The organism is Microcoleus sp. FACHB-831, from assembly GCF_014695585.1.
In the GTDB taxonomy this organism is placed as follows: Bacteria; Cyanobacteriota; Cyanobacteriia; order Cyanobacteriales; family FACHB-T130; genus FACHB-831.
Genome location: NZ_JACJON010000017.1, coordinates 1 through 21,406, shown reverse-complemented (window position 1 = coordinate 21,406; position 21,406 = coordinate 1). Strand labels below are relative to the sequence as shown.

Here is a 21,406-nt window from a genome sequence, read left to right as displayed (position 1 = left end):
TATCGAGGCAGAGCCTCTATATTATTGTTTCCAGACTGGAGCCTGGGAACGAGAGGTTGGAGGGCTGCTGCCTCCCCTCCGAGTTAGGAAGGGAATAAATTCCCTTGCTAGCCTGGTTGTTAGGTTTAATGTCTGAGTTGATAGTTCACAGAGGAAAACTCTGCACCAAAGTTGCCCGCAACACACCATCAAAAGTGGTTTTATTCATATCAAGCAGAACAACGATGTTTTTCCCGTTGGGAGACAAACGCACTTCTCTTATAGAGTAATTTATGACAGCATCGCGCAATTTGTTGATGTCACCAACCGTCAGTTTGCTTGTATTAATATTATTTAAATATCTAACAGCATAAAGACGCATCGCTGCTCTATCTACATCGTCAGCGCCACCACGCACGATTGAAGGGATGTGCCTTTGCTGAAGGAAAATTTGTAGAGTTTCTCCAGGCTTATTTAAACGGACAGTGACGCTCTCAGTTCCATCCGGACTTTTCGCTTTTGATATAACTGGCAGCTTTATTCCTGTTTTTAAAGCAGTCATCTTCAAAGTCTGCCGTAGATTTAAAGTTCGCTTGAGCAAGTCGTCTTCAGCCGCCTTGAGAGGAACCGAATAAGAGTCTTTATCATATTCAGTTTCTAAGCAGCCATCCTCAACACAAGCATTGGAACGTACATTCACAATTTGTAAGTGTGCTTTAGGAATTTCTGGCCCCGTGTCCCTAGAACTTTCGAGATGTATATAATGACGGCTATCTGGTGAGAAACCAGACATCCGCTGAGTTGTTCTAAAGACATTTGCCGCAAATCCGCCCGACGAAAATAGGGTTATTGTGGTAGTTGCTAGAGTAAGTGAAAGTAAGGAAAAAAATCTCATAATTTTACATTCTTAGCGGTTCATTTGTTAATTCCCCGCATCGCTAACAATGCTGTGCCATAAGCAGCAGCAGTCTGAATCGATGGGATAAGTGGCACTTGCAGATGACGCCCGCGAATTGCAGCCCAAACTGGATTTTTAGCACCACCACCAGCAGTATAAACTTGCTTTAGCTCTGTGCTACCCAGGTGTTGTAACAATTGATAACCCCGTGCCTCAATGCGGGCTATGCTTTCGAGTAAACCATGTAAGAATTCTACTGGATTATCTGGGCGCGGTTCAAGTCGGGGCGGCAGATGGGGGTCGTTAATCGGGAAGCGATCGCCCTCTTTCAACAAGGGATAATAATCAAGCTGGCTCTCCTTTTCTGCATCTATCTGATTGCTGAGATTTTCTAATTCTGCATCTGTAAAAAATTTTCGCAAGACTGCACCGCCAGTATTAGAAGCACCACCAACTAACCACAAATCGTCCAAACGGTGACTGTAAATTCCGTATTTAGCATCATCTACTTTAGTGCGGCTTAAAAGTTTCAGCACTAGCGTAGAACCAAGGGAAGTTACAGCTTCACCAGGAGAATTTGCACCGCTAGCAAGAAATGCAGCAATACTATCAGTTGTGCCAGCACATACAAGGCAATCTTTACTTAATCCTAACTGGCTAACAATTTCAGGTTGTACTTCGGCAATAGGAGAACCAGGAGCGATAACTTTAGGTAGTAAGTTAGATATTGGCAAATTTAACAGCCATTCTGGATAACACAAATGCTCGACATCATAACCCAATTTCAAAGCATTGTGATAGTCGCTAATGCCCAATTGTCCATGTAATAAAAAAGCCAGCCAATCTGCCTGATGTAGGAATAACTCTACTCTATCCCCACGTTTGAAAGGGGGGTCAAGGGGGATGGCTTTTTGCCACCACAAAAGTTTTGCAAGGCTGGAAGTGGCATTTAATACAGTATGGTTGGGAGGAGCAATTTCCCTTAATTTATCCATGACTTCCACACCCCGCGCATCGTTGTAGAGGATGGGTTCATCAATAGGATTACCAGCGCGATCGCACAGCAACACAGTAGAGGAAGTACCATCAATGGCGATCGCGCTTATTTCCCCTCGCAACTCTTGAGGAATTTGCTCAATTAAGGCAAACAAAGCCGTCTTCCAGCTAAGAGCTAAATATGACACTTCATCAAAAGAATATTGCGACGAAGCATGAATATTACCTTCAGGATCAATAACTATAGCCCGTGCGCCAGAAGTGCCAAAGTCTATGCCGAGGTAGAAATTCATAAATTGAGATGCAAGATATAGGTTTTTATCTTAGTTGATATCCTGTAATATATACACCTTAGAGATTGGCCGTGACTACCTTTCAAAGCCTACCTCCCCAATCGGAACCGCCTCTTTCACCTCGGCAGACTTTGCCGACGATGTACGATCTACCTGACGAAAATCCAGAGGAAGAGTATTTGCCCGATCAGTATCACGGTCGCCAGCCAGGTATTTTGGATGATACTTTCAAACCATCCAACTATAGCCCAGACGAGATATTTACCGCTGCTGACCTAAATCTTTACTACGATGTCCGCCATACCAACTGGTACAAACGCCCAGATTGGTATGCTGTGGTGGGAGTCCCCAGCCTCTACGAAGGTCATGACCTGCGTATGAGTTATGTCATCTGGCAAGAACAGGTTAGTCCGTTTGTTGTAGTAGAATTATTGTCGCCAAGTACGGAAGATGAAGATTTAGGTCGGACGGTTTCTCAAAGAGGAAAACCACCGACTAAATGGCAAGTTTACGAGCGGATTTTGCGCGTTCCTTATTATATTGTTTTCAGTCGTTATACGAATGAAATTCAACCTTTTCGTCTGGTTGGAGGTCATTACGAACTGATGACACCAACTGATGACCAACTCTATCTGGTTCCAGAATTAGGGTTAAGTTTCGGCTTGTGGCAAGGTATTTATAAAGGTGTGAACCGGATTTGGTTGCGGTGGTTTACTGAGTCGGGAGAAATGATTTTAACTCCCGATGAGGAAGCAGCAGCAGCCCAAGAGCAAGCCGCCGCAGCGATCGCCGAAGCAGCAGCAGCCCAACAGGAAGTTTTAGCCGCCCAACAGGAAGCTTTAGCAGCCCAAGCTGAAGCAGCAGCAGCTCAAGAGCAAGCAAGGTTAGCTTCTGAGCGTGCTGAAAGACTGGCGGCGAAACTGCGCGAGTTGAATATTGACTTAGATGATTTGGGTTAATGTTGTGCAGTGCGATCGCTGCTTGTTTATTTTCTGATACCGTCGCACAGATGGCGATTGGCCTCACTCACATTGGGATTATTCTTCAGATAGTCACGCACCCAATCGCAAGCTTGGCTAAGTAGATCATCTAAATCCAAACTCCATAGAGTTACATTGCGACCATCAGCAGAAACTAGCATTTTCCCATCTGGGCTAAAACTCATATTATAACTACGAGCTGGTAAGCTTTTAAGCTCTCTACCATCCATATTCCAAAGTTTGATATAACCGTCACCAGCAGAAGCAAATATTTTACCATCTGGTCTGAAACTTAAGCTGCTAACAGCAGAGTTATGTCCTTTGATAGTTTTAGATTCTCGCCGATTCAGGCTCCAAATTATAATAGTTCCGTCTTCACTGCCAACCGCAACACTTTTACTATCAGGGCTAAAGCTCAAACTGTTTGCAGCAGAAGTAAGTCCTTTTAAGGGTTGTAATTCTCTACCATCAAAACTCCAAAGTTTCACAGTACGATCTCCACTAGCAGAAGCAATAATTTTGCCATCAGGGCTAAAACTGAAAATTGTCCCACCATCCTTAAGGGTATTGATTTCGGTGCCATCGAGGCTCAAAAGTTTAATAACCCCGTCTTTACGACTTACAGCAATAGTCTTACCGTTGGGGCTGAAACTTACTTTACCAAATTGATTAGCGCCATTTCTTTGAGTTTCCTGTTTAATTATCGTTTTAGGCTTCGTACCATCAAGGTTCCAGATTTGAATCATCTTGGCAGAGCTAGAGACCAGCATTTTGCTGTTTGGGCTGAAATTTATCTTAGTTAGAGGATCTACTTGTCCTGGGAGGACTTGATGGAGAGAGCCATTTATGTTCCAGAGTCTGATTACTTTATCGCCAGTAACAGTGGCAATCTTCGTGCCATCTGGGCTTAAACTTATATCATGCAAAGAGCTACGACTATCCAAATCTAACTTTTTTGGTTTGATACCTTCAAGACTCCAAAATTTGATTGTTGTGTCATAACTTGCTGAAACTAGCATTTTACTATTTGGACTGAAGCTCAAGTCCGAAATTTCTGAACTGTGTCCAACCAGGGTTGTTTGTGGTTCTCTAGAGTTAATATTCCAAATTTTGATAGTGCCATCTTGGCCAGCAGAAGCTAAAGTTTGGTTATCAGGGCTAAAACTAGCTGTTACAACGTCAAAATGGCTAAAAGTGTCAAATTTGTATCCATCACTGTCAAACTGTTCTAAAAGTTCAAACTTATCACCCTGTCTCTGCCAAATTAATACGCCTTTCCCAAATTCAACCGAGGCAAACATCTTGCCGTCGTCACTAAAAATAACTTTGCTAATAGAGCCACCGAAACTTTGCATAGGTTTAGCTCTTTCGTCTTTTAAAGTCCAAAGCTGAGCCGTGCCGTCGGTGTAAACAGAAGCAAGCATTTTACCATCAGGACTAAAACTAAGATTATTAATCCATTTCAAGTTATTAGAACTAACTGGTAAAGTTTGAATAGGCGTGCCGTCTAGCTGCCAGAGATTGATGCTAATTAAGCTCCCATCGTTTTTCAAATTGTGGCTAGCAGTAGCAATAGTTCTACCATTTCGGCTAAATCTTAAAGCAGTCACTGACTGCTTATTGTCAGTAATAAAACCGATATTTTTGCCGTCAAAGCTTCTAAGTATTATGGTACCATTGTCGCTGGTAACAGCAAATGTTTGGCTTTGCAAACTGAAGTCTAAAACTTGAACACCTTGAGTATCAATATGTTTAAATTCTCGACCGCTTAGATCCCAAAATTTGATAACCCTATCTGCACTGGCAGAAGCTATAGTTTTGCCATCCTGGCTAAAAAGTACGCGGTTTACTTGCTTAGTATGCCCACCAAAACTGTTCCGCTCCCTTACGCCGTAAACGGCTTGTTGCAAAGTACCAATCACCCGGATATCAGTATCCGCATTTATACCAATTCCTTGTTTTAGGCGTTTCCCAGTTTCTATACTTTCTAACAGTGCATCAAATTGTTTATTTGAGGCAAACAAGGCTTCGGAAGATTCCCTACGAGCGATTATCGGGGCATTTTTTTCTCCGCTGATAGCACGCCACCATCCCAGCCCAGCTGCACTAGCCAGAATTAGGGTAACTGCTGAAAAGCTGGCAAGCCCTAAGATAGTCATTCGTCGTCTGCTTTCCCGATCTTTTTTTTCCCTATCCCGCAGCGCCAAACTTAGCTGGATGAAAACTCGCTCCAAATGGCTTAGTTTATCTAAATGTTTCTGTTGCCAATCTTCTGCCTCAGCAAGCAAAGCTCCCCGCAACAATGCACCTTCATCTTTGTTTTTAATCTGCCATTGATGCATTAAAACTCGCACTCGCTCTTGCCATAGGCGAAAAGCGCGATCGCGTTCCATCCAGCGCTGCAAGAGTTTCCATTCCCGAATTAAAGCTTCATGGACGATTTCAACGGTTTCTTCTTTTAGTTCTCCAATGGTTTTTTGACCATCGCTGACAACCAATCTTTCATCAGCCAAATACTTGACTAAATTCCAATTTCCCTCTCCAATTTCAGCGCGAGTTGCTTGACGGCGAGTGTCTGCTGTTCCCACGCCGGGACGCACTAATTGGATAAATATTTTCTGAGTTTGTTGCTGTTCTTGTTCTGTTAGCTTACTGTAAACTTCATCAGCGTGTTTGCTTAAAGCTTTCTCTACACCACCAATTTCATCGTAAGCATCATGAGTTAGCTTATTATTAGTTTGTTTTTCCCATAGTTGAGTTAAAGCAAACTCTAGTAATGGTAAATTTCCCGGTTCTTCACCAACGTCTTCTAAAATTCGCTGAGTTAAACCGTCTTGAATTTTCACGCCTTGTTTTTCTGCGGGTTGTGTAATTGCATCTTGCAATTCTTTACGGTTCATCGAGCGGAGAATTTCTGGAGAAAACTGCTGCAACTTGTCCGCAAATAGACTATATGAAAGCACGTTCTCGAAAAAGTCAGCTCGTAAAGTTAAGACAATGGTAAAGTTTGATGTGCGTTGGTGGTAATCTGTAGCGATCGCGTTCAGCAATACATCCAAAAATTGTTTTTGCTCTTGCTTATCAGGACAAAGCGTATAAAGCTCCTCAAATTGATCGACAACCAAAAGCAAACGGGTTGCATTCTTGTTTGTCTCTAAGATACTAGCAACTACATCCGATAATTTTAAATTTTTTCGTAATTCTGTTGCTATATTATTGCCTTTAGTCAAGAGATCGCTGTTGCTCATTTTCGGTTCCAGCAACGGGATGAGCGCCGCTGTCAGAGAATTGAGAGGGAGAGTGCGATCGCTTGGACGAAAATGTACAACTAACCAAGTATTTTCCTGATATAGGCGCGGAATTAAACCTGCGAATACAACGGAAGATTTGCCGCTACCAGAAGCTCCAATTACAGCAACCAAAGGCTTTTTTTGTACTGCTTCTACCAGATTATTTGTCATATCTTCTCGTCCGAAGAAGAAAGGCTCATCTTCCGGTTTGAAAGCAGATAAACCGCGATAAGGACAAGACGCGAGCGGTTGTTTTTTTAATACATCCCATGCATTGATGAGCATCTCGCTGGGAATAATAAAAGCAACCTTCGCCTCCTTTCGATTTGGATCTTCTGCTACAGCCATTCCAGCTACACCAGCTAAATCCGAATCCCAGACTGGCGTACCGCTAAAACCTGGTTCCAACCTATAACCAGTTTGCGTTTTTCCCTCAATTTGCAACCAACCTTTAGCTGTTTTTGGGCGGATTATGCCATAAGCCCAAACCCCGTTAGGTTGCTTATCAGGAAAACCAAACGCTTCAAAATTATGCCCCGATAAATCTTCTTGTGTAAGCAATCTTACTGGTTTTACATCATCCGGGAGAGGACTTAGTAATTCCAGTCCAGCTATGTCTTCTTGCAACTCTGATGAATTAACAGGCTGCCAAAAATCCACCCGCGCAGTTAATTTGTTTCCGCGTTCTAGTCTGGGAAAATCTAAGCAGATTTCCACCGTTGGCTTTTCTAAAGTTTTTGCGTCAATACCAAGTGCATATCCTACTACATGAGCGCAGGTGAGAATGTATTTATCAGCTACTAAAAATCCTGCACCAACTACAGTATCTGGTTTTTTATTCGAGTAAATCCGTACAACCGATGATTCAAGCTGTGCCACCATTTTTTGAATCTCGCTTCCACTTTAGGGTAATTTCGTAGTTAGCATCTCCGCTGAAGCCTGCGACGATCGCCCCAGCTTGTGCTGTCATCTTCAACCCAAACTTAACTTCTACTTCGTCGGCTGGTTGGTTGAGATTACGCAGCTTATTGATAATAGTATTAGCTACAGGCTTGACTTTTTCTAAGGCAGACTCAAAAGTTCCGTGAGCTTTTTCAATTAAGTCATCTCCTAAACCAATACGACCATCAGTTTGTTCTGTATCCTTGACTTCTACAAAAATTGATTCGCCGCTTTCCAACTCAAATTCAACTATTTTCACAACTTAAACCTCTAAGGGTAAATTTTCTATTAAAAGGCTGTATTTAGGCACGCGGATGAAATAGCGATCGCGCCCTAAATTCAAACTCAAGGTATGGGGAGTTATGCTTGCTTTTTCAGGAATACTTACAACTAAAATTTAGTCCTCATTATTAACTATTCACTTCGGCAGCAAGTTCTTCCGGAAAGTTTTCCGATAAAATAATTTAAATTAACTGATTTAAAAGACGTTCGCCCTCAACACCCCCACCAGTGCGAGGCAGCACCTACCTTCTAGTTGCGATACCGTAGCAGAGAGTGCGATCGCTATCTTCTTGGGGTTTGTTCTTTAGATAATCGCGCAGCCAATCGCATCCCCGCACCAACAGGTCATCTAAATCCAAATTCCACAGAATTATAGTTTTATCCTGACTGGCAGAAGCTAGCATTTTGCCATCTGGGCTAAAACTCACGCTATATACCTCATCAGTATGCCCCTCTAAAGTCGTGAGGAAAGTACCATCCAGGCTCCAAAGTTTCAGGGTTTTATCAGCACTCGCAGAAACTAGAGTCTTACCATCAGGGCTGAAGTTTACGGCATAAACCGTATCCGCATGGCCTTTCAAGTTTCGCAACCACGTACCGTCGCGCTTCCACAATCTCACCGTCGCGTCATCGCTAGCAGTAGCAATTATCTCACTGTCAGGGCTAAAACTTACCCACTTCACCGGGCCAGTATGCCTTTGCAAGGTAGCGATCGCCGTACCGTCTAGCTGCCAAAGTCCCACTGTCGCGTCATCGCTGGCAGTAGCAATGGTACTACCATCTGGGCTGAAACTCACCCAATTGACCGAACCATCATGCCCCTGCAACGTTCTTACCAGGGAACCGTCGGGCTTCCACAGTTTCACCGTTTTGTCATCGCTGGCGCTGGCGATGGTCTGACCATCCGGGCTGAAACTTATGCTATTTACGGCGTCGCTGTGCCCCTTGAGCGTTTTGAGTTCCCTACCGTCGCGGTTCCAGAGTTTAGCCGTTTTGTCAGAACTAGCGCTGGCGATGGTCTGACCATCGGGGCTAAAACTTACCCAATTAACGCCATCACTATGCCCCTGCAAGGTGCTTAAGAGCTTACCATCTCGCTTCCAGAGTTTCACTGTTTTGTCGTCACTTGCTGAGGCGAGAGTCTGCCCATCTGGGCTAAAAGTCACCCCCCATACTTCTTTGCTATGCCCCTTGAGGGCGTTAGGCGACATACTGTTGAGGCTCCAGATTTTGACAGTACCATCAGCACTAGCCGAAGCAAGCTTATCGCCTTGGGCGCTAAAACTGACGCCTAAAACTTTCCCGTTGTGTCCTGGGAGGGTTCTCATCAAAACGCCATCCCTCCTCCATAATTTAACGGTGCTATCCTCGCTGGCTGAAGCTAAAGTCTGACCGTCGGGGCTGAAAGTAACGCCGAATACTATATCGCTATGCCCTTTTAGGGTTCTTCGCAGTACACCATTTCGCATCCAGAGTTTGATGGTGTTGTCTGCACTAGCTGAGGCAATTGTTTGACCATCCGGACTGAAGCTGACGCTTGTTACCGCATCTTCATGTCCTGATAAAGTTGCAATCAACGTGCCGTCGCGCTTCCACAGCTTCACTGTGCTATCCCCCCTGGCTGTCGCGATAGTCTGACCGTCCGGGCTGAAACTCACATCCAAAATAATATCGCTTTGCTTTGGCAGAGTCCGGATCAAAGCCCCATCTGGCTTCCACAGTTTTACTGTGTTGTCGTCGCTAGCAGTAGCTATAGTCTGACCATCGGCGCTAAAGCTGAGGCTGCTAACGCGATCGCTATGGCCAGATAGGGTCTGGAGCAACGTCCCATCTGGCTTCCAGAATTTTACCGTCTTGTCTGCACTGGCTGTTGCGATTATCTGGCCGTCGGGGCTAAAAGCTACTTTATATACCCCAGCAGTATGGCCTTTTAAAGTTGCAATTAACGAGCCGTCGCGCCGCCAGAGATTTACCGTTGTATCCCGACTAGCTGAGGCTATGGTGCTGCCATCGGGTGAAAAAGTGACGCTACTAACCCAATCGCTATGACCTTCTAAGCGGTTGCTTTCTTGCACTCCATAAACTGCTTTTTGGAGGATGCCCACCGTCTGTATTTTAATATCGGGATCTCCTCCAACTTCATGTAATTTTTTACCCGCCCGGACGCTGGATACTAATGCTCCAAGCTCTACTTTTGAAAGCAGAAAAGCTTCAGATTTTAAATTAGTTTCTGCTATTTCAGCCCGCTGCGCCGATCTCACGGCTGAGATTGCTAGCATTCCCAGTACGCCTAGCGCTACGACCGAGCCAGCAAGTGCAGATTTGAGGACGCGATTTAAACGAGCTTCGCTTTTCTTTTGTTTTTCTTCTGCGTCCGCCAGTTGAGCTAATAGTTGCTTTTCTTGGTTGAGTTGCTCAATAGCAGCCTTACTTAGTTTGTCCCTTTTTCTTAGCTCCTCTAATTCTGCTCTAATGGTAAGTTGCTCTTGCTGCCGAATAAAAGGAACTAGATAATCGTGAACCAGTTGATAGCGCTTTGCCGGAACTTCTGGCCACAAAAATACTAAGCCTGAGCCTACTAAAATATCTAAGACTAAATCTAACTTATTAGCGTCGAGTCCAGCTAAATCTGCTGCTAATTCAGCCCGCGTTTTTAAGGGACGAGTATTATTTTCATCGGTTAGCAAGTACAAAACAAGCCTAGCCGTGCGTTCGTTTTCAGTACCGCAGTCTTCTATAGCTTTTTCTAAAAATCGCTCGACGAGTTTTTCTTTGGGGCCAAACTGTCTATATTTTTGTAGTGTTGTGATGTTTTCGGCTTGCAGTTGCGCTCCCACAACCTGCAATTCAATCGGGCGAACTTCTCCTTGGTCAGCCGCTAAATCGCGCACTAATTCATTAATCAGAGCATCTTCTAAATGAAATTGCGATCGCTCTGTTAAGTTCTTAATAACTGATTTAGTGTCTTCCGGTGAAAAATTTCCTAGATAGTATCTTATTTGTCTATCGAGGATGTTATTATCAATTGTTTCTAAATTATTATATTTTTCGCATTCTAATAAATAATGAAGGTAATCTTCCCTGAGTGAGAAAATAACTTTTACAAAGGAAGTATTGAGGCAGGCTTGTAAAAAATCGTAGAAAGTTCGCCTTTTTGGTATATCCGGGCTAACAAAGAAAAATTCTTCAAACTGATCGAAAATTAATACAGTTAACAAATTGCGTTCTTCATTTTGTCGCAATTGTTCTATAATAGCTGCGGGAGAATTGAGGGGATGGAGCAAGGTGAGATCTTGAGTTTCTTTGAGCTGTTCGGCTAAATCTTTACCCAAGTCTCTGACCCAATCTGTATAGCCTTGGAGTAAAAGCGGTAAGGCTATGCGATCGCCAATGTTTCTTTGTTTCAAGGCTGGTACTAATCCCGCCTGCACGATCGAACTTTTGCCCACCCCGCTAGGCCCGTGAATAACAGTAAGTTTGCGATCGCTGCGGCTTAATCTTTCTATTAAGCGGTTGACATCTTGCTGTCGCCCAGAAGTAGCAATTTCCCTAGCAACAGTTCCTTGCGGCTCAACTGGAATTAAAGCAGGATTTGTAGCTTGTCTTTGCGGTTGCAAGCGACCCGCACCAATAAAGGCGCGGAATCCATACTGCTGCTCGATAGAACTTTGTTCTTGTTTAAGTTTAAAAGCTTCTAAATATCTACCTTGCTCAAAATAAAGCGATCGCACTAACTCTAAAAGCCGCAAATACCGCTGCGGATCGTAGCGATGATCGCTTTTTTCAATAGCTTTTTTTAGTTCTAGGCTAGCAATTTCCAGGTTATTGTTAGCTTCCGACAGGTAGCCTAACTGCCGTTGCGATTTTACTAAAAGTAATCGATATAACTGAGCCAACATTAACCGATGAGAACCGGGATTGCTTGTGCGATCCTCTAAAAACTCTGCCAAAATAGATAGTGCAAGATCTGCTAATTGGTTAGCATCTGCCCATCTTGAATGCTTAAGTGCTACATAAGCTAAAAATCCATAATCTTGAGCCAATTGCACTCGCGTCCCATAAGTTTGATGCAACTGTAAGGAATTTTGTGCCAGAGTTTGTAAATCTTCCCATGCTTCTAGATGTTCGAGGACCTCGCCCAGTTGGCTGATAAACTGAGCCACCAAATCAGGACGTCCCGCATCTTCAAAAACATCAATGCATTGCTGGAAATAATGTCTAGCTTGTTCCCAATAGTGGTGGCTTTCTGACCGATGCCTGTCAGCATTGCGACAACAACATAAACCTATATGAAATAGCAGTATCCCCTGGCGCTCTAAATAATTAGGTATTTTGCTTTGCTGCCAAAAACTTAAGCTTTCTTGGTAACGGTTTAAAGCTGAATCTATTTGGTCGTTGGCATAATCATCTAAACCAAAAACAAAGTTCAGGCTGGCTTCTAGTTCGGGTTCTAATAATTGTCCGCTACGCTCCAAATCGTTTAACGCGCAATCGAGTTCTAAGCGATGGCGCGAACCAATTGTGAGATTGAAAGCCGGATTGTGGGTATCGACATTGGCGTTTTTATCTCTATAAGCATCAACGCTCAAAACTGCGGCAAACAGCGAATCAGCTTTTTGACCCAGGAAATTAATTAATTCGTCGGTCGATATTTCAAACTTAATCGGTGTAGCTGCCCAACTTGCAAAATCTGGCGCAAATCTAAGCAACTTGTGCAGGACTTCATCATTTACCCACAACACCAAGGGGAAAGGTAGCCGCTTGCGAAACTCATCTCGCACTAGATTTGTGGAAGTCAAAATGTCATCTAGAGCGATTACAGATTCTAAACCCAAAACCATTAATGCCGCAGGCGGCTCGTGTCCCAGGTGTGCGTGCAGTGTTGTGTAAAGAGTTTGTACGGTGTGGGGTAAGACTAGCTCTTTAATTTGGGTGGGAAATGCAACACGCGCTCGTTCTCGGAGACGTTGCAACATCTGCGATCGCAAATCTGCATAATTACAGCGCACCAAAACGAGGGAAAATTCTCCCTGAGAAAATGCGATCGCTCGTTCTAAGGTGTTTAAGGAACGATCGTTGTTAGCGGCGACATCTTCAGGTTTGTGGAGGTCAACCATGATTTCAATTTATTTGCCTCTTCTAAAGCGGGATTGATCCCAAACCAAGACCCATCGCGATCGCGGTATTCAAATACAAACATGCTTCTCAACAGGTTTTGGTATTCTATATCTCCCCTTACGCTTTGCTGTTGCACCACTGTTTTGAGCAGTTCCCACTCCCGCTCTGTGATGCTGTTTACCAGGTAATCGCGGCGTTCCGCGATCGCGCTTTCTAATACATCTCGCGTCAGTGGGGGATTTTCTTTCCTGAGACAATCAAATACTAGCCCCAGCAAGTTCCGCACATGTCCACCACTGACGCGGCACAGGCGGTCTAATGTTTCCGGATTGTCAAAAACTTCTGTAATTAACTCTATCTGCTTTTCCCGTGTCTCGTTGGGGAAGGCTCTCGCCAGCACCATATGTCGCAGCAGCGCCATCCCCTCTTGGCATTCTTTGCCATTCCGCAGGCGGACGGGTACCATTGGCAATACTTTGGGGATTAGTCCGCCCCCCAAGCGATTCTTTAGGGTTTCGGAATCGTTGGAGAATATCAAGGCTAGGGGAATGGTGTAAACAACGTGGCACTTGAGTTTGCGTAATTGTTCGCCCCGGTCTATAAATAAATATTCTGGCTGCGATCGCCCCGATGGCAAGCGTCGGACATCTACTCGATCCAAGTTATCGACAATTACCACAAGTCCGGCTAACCCGCGCCGTTTTAGTTCTTCGGTCGCAGGTTTGAGGAGTTCTTCGTTAATGGATTGTAAGATACTGCTGGTGCGCGGTTCGAGGTATTCTCTCAAGCGACGGCGCAGCTTGGGGCTTTCTTTTGTTTTGGCTGTTATTTTGCCAATACCTGTGGATAATTCTGCTTCTACTCCCAGTTCTATTGATGTTTGCAAAAATTCGCCAATTTCTTTAAATAAGTTCTGGAAATAGCGCGGTGTTAGTCTGATATTTATCGCTTCGAGACTTTCGCTTACCTGACGCGCGATCGCCAGTAAAATATCTGTTACGTCTACGTCCAGCAGTTCTAGATCTTCGCTGGATTCAAAATAAACTACATGAAATTGCTGTTGCTCTAATTCTGCTGTTAGCCTCAGCAATTCGGTAGATTTGCCACAGCCAATATGCCCGGTAAACAGTTGGCAAGTTGGTTCATCGGGGGATATTTGTGCTATCGTTCTTTTGAGCGACTCTATAATCTTGCCGCCACGAACTGAGGCAAAATCTATATAGTATTGCCGATCTTGGGAATTCCCCACCATTAGCGGCTTGCCGGGGTTGCACGCTTTATAAAATCTTGGTAGATCCAGTATCATAGCCCTTGGTTTATATGCTTAAGCTTGGTTAGGCGTGCCCTGCAAATTGTGCGCGATCGCAGGAAAAAAGCCAGATTATTTCTTCGGTTTACGACATATTCTCAACCACTTGCAATTTTCTTGTCGTCTATCTCTAGCTGCTAGTAATATAGGTGCTGGATCTTCACTATCGAGTTGTATCTGACTCGCGTTATTTGGTGGCGGTGAAATGTGTAAATATAATGTATTCATGCCACCGCTATTTGCTACGTTTTGACCTATCGTGACAACCAACACGGGCAGCGCTATCATCAAATTCAAGAATTTCTTTTTCATCGCACATTTACGCGGCACCACCCCCTAGCGTTAGATTGGTGGGCAGCCGCTTCCTCCAGTGAATAACAATCTGTTAGACGATAAGGAATAGGTTCGCCCAAGATCGGGAGTGTCAAACTGAGGATCTCCTTGAGTTCTTAGAGACTGATCGTGTCAGCCGATACCAAGTCCAGCTACTAACTTACCTTCCTGGGGTATTCCCTCTGATCAGGACGATCTTTCAGCCGCTTTTGTCCCAGCAATGCAACATTTTTCTCTGACGCAATCAGAGAAAATATGGTTGACATAGTTTTAATAATATGATATTTACACCGCACTGCTACTTGAGAGCGGGGATGCCGTCGCAGAGTTGGCGATCGCTCTCACTCAGAGTGGAGTTGTTCTTCAGATAGTCACGCACGCGATCGCAGCCCCGTATTAATAGATAATCTAAATCTAGCTCCTGCCAATTCCACAGTTTCACCATCTCGTCATCGCTGTAAGAGGCTAGAGTCTTACCGTCGGGACTGAAAGTGACGCTAGTGACCAAATTGCTATACCCAGACAAGGTTTTGAGCAGTTTGCCGTCAAGGCTCCACAGTTTTACTGTCTTGTCCGAACTGGCAGAGGCTATAGTCTTGCCGTCGGGGCTGAAAGTGACGCTATCGACCGAATTGCTATGGCCAGAAAGGGTTTTGAGCAGTTTGCCGTCAACGTTCCACAGCTTCACCGTGTTGTCATAACTGGCAGAGGCTAGAGTCTTACCGTCGGGGCTGAAAGTGACGCTATGGACCGACTCACTATGCCCAGTGAGGGTTTTGAGTAGTTTGCCCTCAACGCTCCACAGTTTCACCGTCTTGTCCCAACTGGCAGAGGCTATAGTCTTGCCGTCTGGACTGAAAGAGACGCCCCAGACCGTATCGCTATGCCCAGTGAGGGTTTTGAGCAGTTTGCCGTCAATGCTCCACAGTTTCACCGTCTTGTCTCTACTGGCAGAGGCTACAGTCTTGCCGTCTGGACTGAAAGAGACGCCCCAGACCGACTCACTATGCCCAGTGAGGGTTTTGAGCAGTTTGCCGTCAATGCTCCACAGTTTCACCGTCTTGTCATCACCCGCAGAGGCTAGAGTCTTGCCGTCTGGACTGAAAGAGACGCCCCAGACCGTATCGCTATGCCCAGTGAGGGTTTTGAGCAGTTTGCCGTCAAGGCTCCACAGTTTCACCGTCTTGTCATAACTGGCAGAGGCTAGAGTCTTACCGTCGGGACTGAAAGAGGCGCTAGTGACCGGATAGCTATGCCCAGTGGTGGTTTTGAGCAGTTTGCCGTCAAGGCTCCACAGTTTTACTGTCTTGTCCGAACTGGCAGAGGCTATAGTCTTGCCGTCTGGACTGAAAGAGATGCCCCAGACCGCATCGCTATGCCCAGTGAGGGTTTTGAGCAGTTTGCCGTCAAGGCTCCACAGTTTTACTGTCTTGTCATAGCTGGCAGAGGCTAGAATCTTGCCGTCGGGACTAAAAGTGGCGCTAGTGGCCGCATCGCTATGCCCAGTGAGGGTTTTGAGCAGTTTGCCGTCAAGGCTCCACAGTTTTACCGTCTTGTCAAAGCTGGCAGAGGCTATAGTCTTGCCGTCGGGACTGAAAGTGGCATTCCAGACCCCCTCGCTATGCCCAGTGAGGGTTTTGAGCAGTTTGCCGTCAAGGCTCCACAGTTTCACCGTCTTGTCAAAGCTGGCAGAGGCTATAGTCTTGCCGTCGGGACTGAAAGTGGCATTCCAGACCCCCTCACTATGTCCTGTGAGGGTTTTGAGCAGTTTGCCGTCAATGCTCCACAGTTTCACCGTCTTGTCATCACCCGCAGAGGCTATAGTCTTGCCGTCGGGACTGAAAGTGGCATTCCAGACCCCCTCGCTATGTCCTGTGAGGGTTTTGAGCAGTTTGCCATCAATGTTCCACAGTTTCACTGTCTTGCCACCACTGGCAGAGGCTAAAGTCTTGCCATCGGGACTAAAACTGATGCTAATTGCCCCCTTAAGGGTTTTGAGCAGTTTGCCGTCAATGCTCCACAATTTTAGTGTACCGTCTAAACTGGCAGAGGCTAGAGCCTTGCCGTCAGGGCTAAAACTAACCCTAATTATATCTTTGCTATGACCTTGCAAGCGGTTGCGTTCGCTACCTCGGTAAAGCGCCTGTAACAGCGCCGCCTCAAGCCGAATACGGGTATCAGGTTTTGTTACTCCGGCTATTAGTTTCAGTTGTACCCCCGCTCTCACACTTTCTATCAACGCATCAAAGTCGTTATTCGAGGCAAAGAGGGATTCTGAAAAAGAGCTAAGGGCATTTATCAAGCCTTCTTGAACAGTTTCCGCGCGTTTTCTTTGCTCTTCTGCCAGCTTTCTTTGAGATACTGAGTATACTGCAAATCCCCCTGCCGAGGCTGCTAGTATTGCCAGCAAAAATCCGGCTGCGATCGCTGCTTGCAGTTGCCGTTTCAGAAGTTGGGTTAACTTCTTTTCAGTAATCTGGCGTTGCTCTTTTTCTCTTCGGTGTTCTGCGATTACTTCCGAGCCTCGTTGTTGGCGGATGAAAGACACTAGATAATCGTGAACCAGTTGATAGCGATCGCCTGCTATTTGTGGCACTTCAAACACCAGCCCCGAGCCAACTAAAATTTTTAACACCAAATCCAATTTCTTAACTTCTGATGCTAAATCCGCCGCCTCTATATCTGCTTCTAACTCCGATCTAGTCTTAAGTGGTCGCGTGTTGTTTTCATCAGTTAAAAAGTACAATACTACCTGTGCTGCACGTTCATTTTCAGCGCCGCAGTCTTTAACAACTTCTTCTAAAAATCGCTCGACTAGCTTTTCCTTTGTGCCCCGTTGTTGATACTCAACCAACGTTGTGATATTCTCCGCTTGTAGTTGCGCTCCCACCAATTGCAACTCAATCGGACGAACACTGTCCAATTCTCCCGCCAGATCCCGCACCAATTCATCAATCAGCGCCGTTTCCAAGTAAAAGGAGTTGTGGGTTAAGCTGCGGATGACCTTTTTAGCGTCTTCTGGTGATAAATTGCCAAACGGATAGCAAATTTCTTTATTAAGGATGTTATTTTTTGTTATTTCTAAAATATTGAGGCGATCGCACTCAAACAAATAATGCACGTAATCTTCCCGCAGCGACAAGATTACCTTTACATAGGGAAGATCTAAAGTATCCAGACAAACGTGCAAAAATTCCCAAAATTTTCGTCTTTGGGCTGGTGTATGGCAACTAAAGAAAAACTCCTCAAACTGGTCGAATATCAGCACGGTCAACAGATTGCGCTCTACATTTTTTCGCAACTGTTCCAGAATTGCCTCTAAACTATTTGGTATGGCAGATAAGCGAATATCTCTAACTTCCTCTAGCGCCGCTGCCAAACTTTTCCCCAGTTCCTCCCAATTCGTATAAACTTGCACTACAACGGGCAAGATATTTCGGCCAGCGATCGCGCCTTTTTGATGTAATGTTGGTACTAACCCCGCCGTCACTAGCGAACTTTTGCCCACACCGCTAGGCCCGTGAATTACTGTTAGCTTGCAATCATCGCGGCTAATGCGCTCAAGCAACCGATCCACATCCAGCTTGCGACCAGAAGCAACAATTTCTGGGGCAATAGTTGCTTGCTGATACTCTAGCGAGCCAATAGATGAATCGCAGGAGCCAGCAGGATCGGGAACTAGAGCAGGATTAATTACTTTTCGTTGAGGCTGCAAGCGCCCAGCGCCAATAAAAGCATGGAACCCATATTGATGTTTAACGGCAAGTTTTTCCTGCTTAATATTAAAAGCTTCTAAATATCGATGTTGGTTAAAATAAAGCGATCGCAACGCCTCTAATATTCTCAAATAAAGCTGCGGACTATACTCGTGCTTGCATTTTAATTTTGCATTTTCTAAATTTTGAAGCGCATCTTGTAAGCTTCCGATACGCTGTTGCGCTTGTGCTAGCAGAAACCAATATCTACTCCGATAGTGCTGTCGTACCAAGACCACATTCGCGCCAAAATTTTCAGAATTAGATTCTGACTTCTGGGCAGTTATTTGTAGCGCTGTCTCTGCATATTCCTTAGTTCTCGCCCACTGCGATTTTGCCAAAGCCGCCTCAGCCATAAGGGCATAAGCATTCGCCAGTCTGAGGGCATCAGGATAGATTTGGTGCAACTCAACAGCGGCTTCGGCAACAGTTTCTAGCTCATCCCACTGTTTTAGTTGTTGCAGGACTTCTGCCAAAGGGTTGATAAATTTTGCTGCTAAATCTGGGCGTTTTGCCTGCTGCAATACCTCCACGCACTGCTTATAATGTTCCCTTGCCTGAAGGCAGGCTGGCATATATGCCTCTCTGCGCTCGACAGCATATCTACGCCACCACAACCCCAGATGAAATAGCAAACAAGCTTGCTTTTCTAACTCATCGTTTTGCTGCCAAAAAGCCAAACTTTGCTCGTAGAGTTGCCGCGATCGCTCCATCTCATTATTCACATATGCATCGCGTCCTAAAATAAATTGTTGACTCGCTTCTAAAGCTGGCTCCAACTCACCGCGACTTTGCAATTCCTTACAAGCTGACTCTAGTTCAAACCGATAATTAGCACCCACTCCCAAATTAATAGCAGCATTGTCTAAAAATCGATCTGAACCAGCTTCTAAAACTTTGGAGAATATCAAATCTGCCTGTTGTTTGAGAAATTCGTTCAATTCATCAGCAGCGATCGCAAATTGAATTGGTGCGCTTGCCCAAGTGTGGAAATCGCGAGCAAGTTTAACCATTTTTTGCAAAACTTCATCGTTAACCCACAACACAATAGGGAACGAAAAAATTTTACGAAACTCATCCCGCACTTGATTAGTTGATGTCAGCAAGTCATCAATTGCAGTTACAGACTCTAACCCAAAAACCATCAAAGCAGCAATCTCCTCCTCTCCGATTTCTGCTTTGATAGTTGAATAAAGCGTCTTGGATTCCTGGTGCAGAAATAGCGAACGAATCTCGATATCGCTGTGTTCTTGCAGTTGCGATCGCATTCTTTCTCGCAAACTTGTGTAGTTACATCGCACCAAAATCAGGGAAAATCTCCCTTGAGAAAGTGCGATCGCCCGCTGCAAAGTTTTGAGCGATCGCTCATTACGAACGGCGACATCTTCTGGTCGTTCCATATCGTTCACTGCTTAAATTTTTTTGCTTCTGCTAACACAGGATTTATCCCAAACCAGCGCCCTTCCTTATCTTGATATTCAAATACAAATAAGCTTCGCAGGAGATTTTCATAATCTACCTCGCCGCTGACACTTTTCCGCTGTACAACCTGACGTAACAATTCCCACTCATTATCATCAATCGCTAAAACTAAACTATCGCGCGATGCCCGAATTGCATCTTCAAGGCAGTCTCGCGACAATGGTAGCTCTTCTTGCTGTAAACAACTATAGAGCAGTCCTAGCAAGTTTCTTAAATGACCGCCACTGACTCTGCACAGTCTATCTAGAGTTTCAGGGCTATCAAAAATCTGTCCAATCAAATCAATTCGTGCAGAAGCATCAACATCTGGAAATGCTCTAGTTAATACCATCTGTCGCAGCAATTCCATTCCCTCTTTATATTCGCTACCATCTCGCAATTGCACCGGAACCATCGGCAACACTTTGGGCGCTACTCCGCCACCCAAGCGATTCTTTAAAGTTTCATTTTCATTGGAAAAAATCAAGGCTAAGGGAATGGTATAGACGACATGGCAATTCAGTTTTCTTAACTGTTCACCTCTATCTATAAATATATATTCTGGCTGCGATCGCTCTGAAGTTTTGGTTCTCGGATCTATCCGATCCAAGTTATCCACAATCACCACAAGTCCTTTTTTACCCCTACCTTTTAGCTCTTGTGTCGCACGTCCCAAAACTTCTTCGTTGATAGACTCTAAAATACTATTAGTGCGGGGTTCTAAATATTGCCTTAGCTGATCTCGTAGCTTGGGGCTGTCTTTAGTTTTCGCAGTAATTTTGGCAATTCCCACAGACAATTCTGCTTGCAAAGAAGCGTCTATTGGGGTTTGTAAAAAGTCTTTAATCTCACCAAACAGTTTTGTAAAATATCCTGGTCTTAGCTTAATATCAATAGTTTCTAAACTTTCACTCACTTGACGAGTTATCGCCAGTAAAATATCAGTAATGTCCACGTCATTTATGTCTAAGTCTTGCGTGGACTCAAAATAAACTACATGAAAGCCTTCTTTCTTTAAGTCGGCTTCCAAGCGCCGCAACTCTGTAGATTTGCCACAACCAATATGCCCCGTAAACAACTGGCAGGTTGGCTTATTTGGTGAAAGTCGTGCGATCGTTCGCCCCAGTTCTTTAATAACTTTACTTCCCCGCACAGATGCAAAATCGATATAATATTGTCCATCCTCCGGATTTTCTAATATTAGCGTTTTGCTAGGATTGCAACTGTCAAAAAATTTCTGTAGATCCAATTTCATTATCGTTACCTTGTCGTTGTCTAGATACTTAACCCAAAGTCTAGTTTCTCTCTGGAAATAAATTCAACTCAATTGCTGCTCTTTCCGGAAGTTCCTGCGTAGCCAATCTTCCGTAGCTCTGCGAGTATCGCCCGCTGCGTGACAAGCCTTCAACCCCCACCCCGATTAAACTAGGCTATGACTTGCAGAGCAGTTTCCCAACACGCGATCGCTCCCCTCATCTCTACACCCACCAACTTTTAGGAGCGCGATCGCTTAAAGCGAAACAGCCTAACCTGAATTTTTCTAAATTTTCAATTTTTGCTACATAATAGGCATCATGCCTATTATAGCGTTTACTACTCTAGTGAGGTACAGTAACAGGAGTGAGTAAACCAGTTACGGATATCTTGTAGAGACACTTTATTAAAAGCTTCTTCAATTGCTTTGGCTAAATCTGGATAATTTCTGGGACTGAGCGAACGTAGTATACTTTTGACTTTCGACCAACAATTTTCAATTGGTGAGAAATCGGG

The 21,406-nt window shown here is 44.7% G+C and carries 10 protein-coding genes and 1 pseudogene; 1 reads left to right on the top strand and 10 read right to left on the bottom strand.

The window, feature by feature from the left end; all coding sequences use genetic code 11:
- Window positions 1-145: 145 nt before the first annotated feature.
- Complete coding sequence (locus H6F77_RS02065; protein WP_190484876.1) at window positions 146-874, bottom strand: DUF2259 domain-containing protein; 729 nt, start codon at window positions 872-874, stop codon at window positions 146-148.
- 20 nt (window positions 875-894) lie between these two features.
- Entirely contained in the window at window positions 895-2,166 is a 1,272-nt protein-coding gene (locus H6F77_RS02060) for an FGGY-family carbohydrate kinase (protein WP_190484874.1), read from the bottom strand.
- A gap of 71 nt (window positions 2,167-2,237) precedes the next feature.
- On the opposite strand from H6F77_RS02060, the gene H6F77_RS02055 reads away from it, so the two are divergent.
- On the top strand, window positions 2,238-3,125 hold the full coding sequence (locus H6F77_RS02055) for a Uma2 family endonuclease (RefSeq protein WP_375335912.1): 888 nt from the start codon (window positions 2,238-2,240) through the stop codon (window positions 3,123-3,125).
- A 26-nt stretch (window positions 3,126-3,151) separates the two neighbouring features.
- Here H6F77_RS02055 and H6F77_RS02050 read toward each other — a convergent pair whose 3' ends face one another.
- From H6F77_RS02050 to H6F77_RS27715, 8 genes and pseudogenes are all read right to left on the bottom strand, one after another.
- Window positions 3,152-7,318: an nSTAND1 domain-containing NTPase gene (locus tag H6F77_RS02050; RefSeq protein WP_190484872.1), complete on the bottom strand. Its 4,167-nt coding sequence runs from the start codon at window positions 7,316-7,318 to the stop codon at window positions 3,152-3,154.
- Window positions 7,302-7,637 carry a CU044_2847 family protein gene (locus H6F77_RS02045; RefSeq protein WP_190484870.1) on the bottom strand — a complete coding sequence of 112 codons (336 nt, stop codon included), beginning with the start codon at window positions 7,635-7,637 and terminating at the stop codon, window positions 7,302-7,304. Before H6F77_RS02045 ends, H6F77_RS02050 begins: the two co-directional genes overlap by 17 nt.
- 265 nt (window positions 7,638-7,902) lie before the next feature.
- Window positions 7,903-12,777: a WD40 domain-containing protein gene (locus H6F77_RS02040; protein ID WP_190484868.1), complete on the bottom strand. Its 4,875-nt coding sequence runs from the start codon at window positions 12,775-12,777 to the stop codon at window positions 7,903-7,905.
- Window positions 12,723-14,084, bottom strand: a complete 1,362-nt coding sequence (locus H6F77_RS02035) for a P-loop NTPase fold protein (RefSeq protein ID WP_190484866.1) — start codon at window positions 14,082-14,084, stop codon at window positions 12,723-12,725. Before H6F77_RS02035 ends, H6F77_RS02040 begins: the two co-directional genes overlap by 55 nt.
- A gap of 75 nt (window positions 14,085-14,159) precedes the next feature.
- Entirely contained in the window at window positions 14,160-14,399 is a 240-nt protein-coding gene (locus tag H6F77_RS02030; protein WP_190484864.1) for a hypothetical protein, read from the bottom strand.
- Window positions 14,400-14,718: 319 nt separating this feature from the next.
- The gene (locus H6F77_RS02025) at window positions 14,719-19,575 is read right to left on the bottom strand and encodes a WD40 domain-containing protein (RefSeq protein WP_199321135.1); all 4,857 of its coding nucleotides are present in this window, start codon (window positions 19,573-19,575) and stop codon (window positions 14,719-14,721) included.
- Window positions 19,576-19,580: 5 nt separating this feature from the next.
- Window positions 19,581-20,891, bottom strand: coding sequence for a P-loop NTPase fold protein (locus H6F77_RS02020; protein ID WP_190484860.1), 1,311 nt, complete (start codon window positions 20,889-20,891; stop codon window positions 19,581-19,583).
- A gap of 338 nt (window positions 20,892-21,229) precedes the next feature.
- Window positions 21,230-21,406 (bottom strand): annotated as a pseudogene (locus H6F77_RS27715) (IS630-like element ISMae26 family transposase); the annotation flags it as partial.

Excerpts from the sequence above, each read along its gene's own strand:
- H6F77_RS02065 (WP_190484876.1), bottom strand. The coding sequence starts at position 874 with ATGAGATTTTTTTCCTTACTTTCACTTACTCTAGCAACTACCACAATA.
- H6F77_RS02060 (WP_190484874.1), bottom strand. The coding sequence starts at position 2,166 with ATGAATTTCTACCTCGGCATAGACTTTGGCACTTCTGGCGCACGGGCT.
- H6F77_RS02050 (WP_190484872.1), bottom strand. The coding sequence starts at position 7,318 with ATGGTGGCACAGCTTGAATCATCGGTTGTACGGATTTACTCGAATAAA.
- H6F77_RS02040 (WP_190484868.1), bottom strand. The coding sequence starts at position 12,777 with ATGGTTGACCTCCACAAACCTGAAGATGTCGCCGCTAACAACGATCGT.
- H6F77_RS02035 (WP_190484866.1), bottom strand. The coding sequence starts at position 14,084 with ATGATACTGGATCTACCAAGATTTTATAAAGCGTGCAACCCCGGCAAG.
- H6F77_RS02030 (WP_190484864.1), bottom strand. The coding sequence starts at position 14,399 with ATGAAAAAGAAATTCTTGAATTTGATGATAGCGCTGCCCGTGTTGGTT.
- H6F77_RS02025 (WP_199321135.1), bottom strand. The coding sequence starts at position 19,575 with ATGGAACGACCAGAAGATGTCGCCGTTCGTAATGAGCGATCGCTCAAA.
- H6F77_RS02020 (WP_190484860.1), bottom strand. The coding sequence starts at position 20,891 with ATGAAATTGGATCTACAGAAATTTTTTGACAGTTGCAATCCTAGCAAA.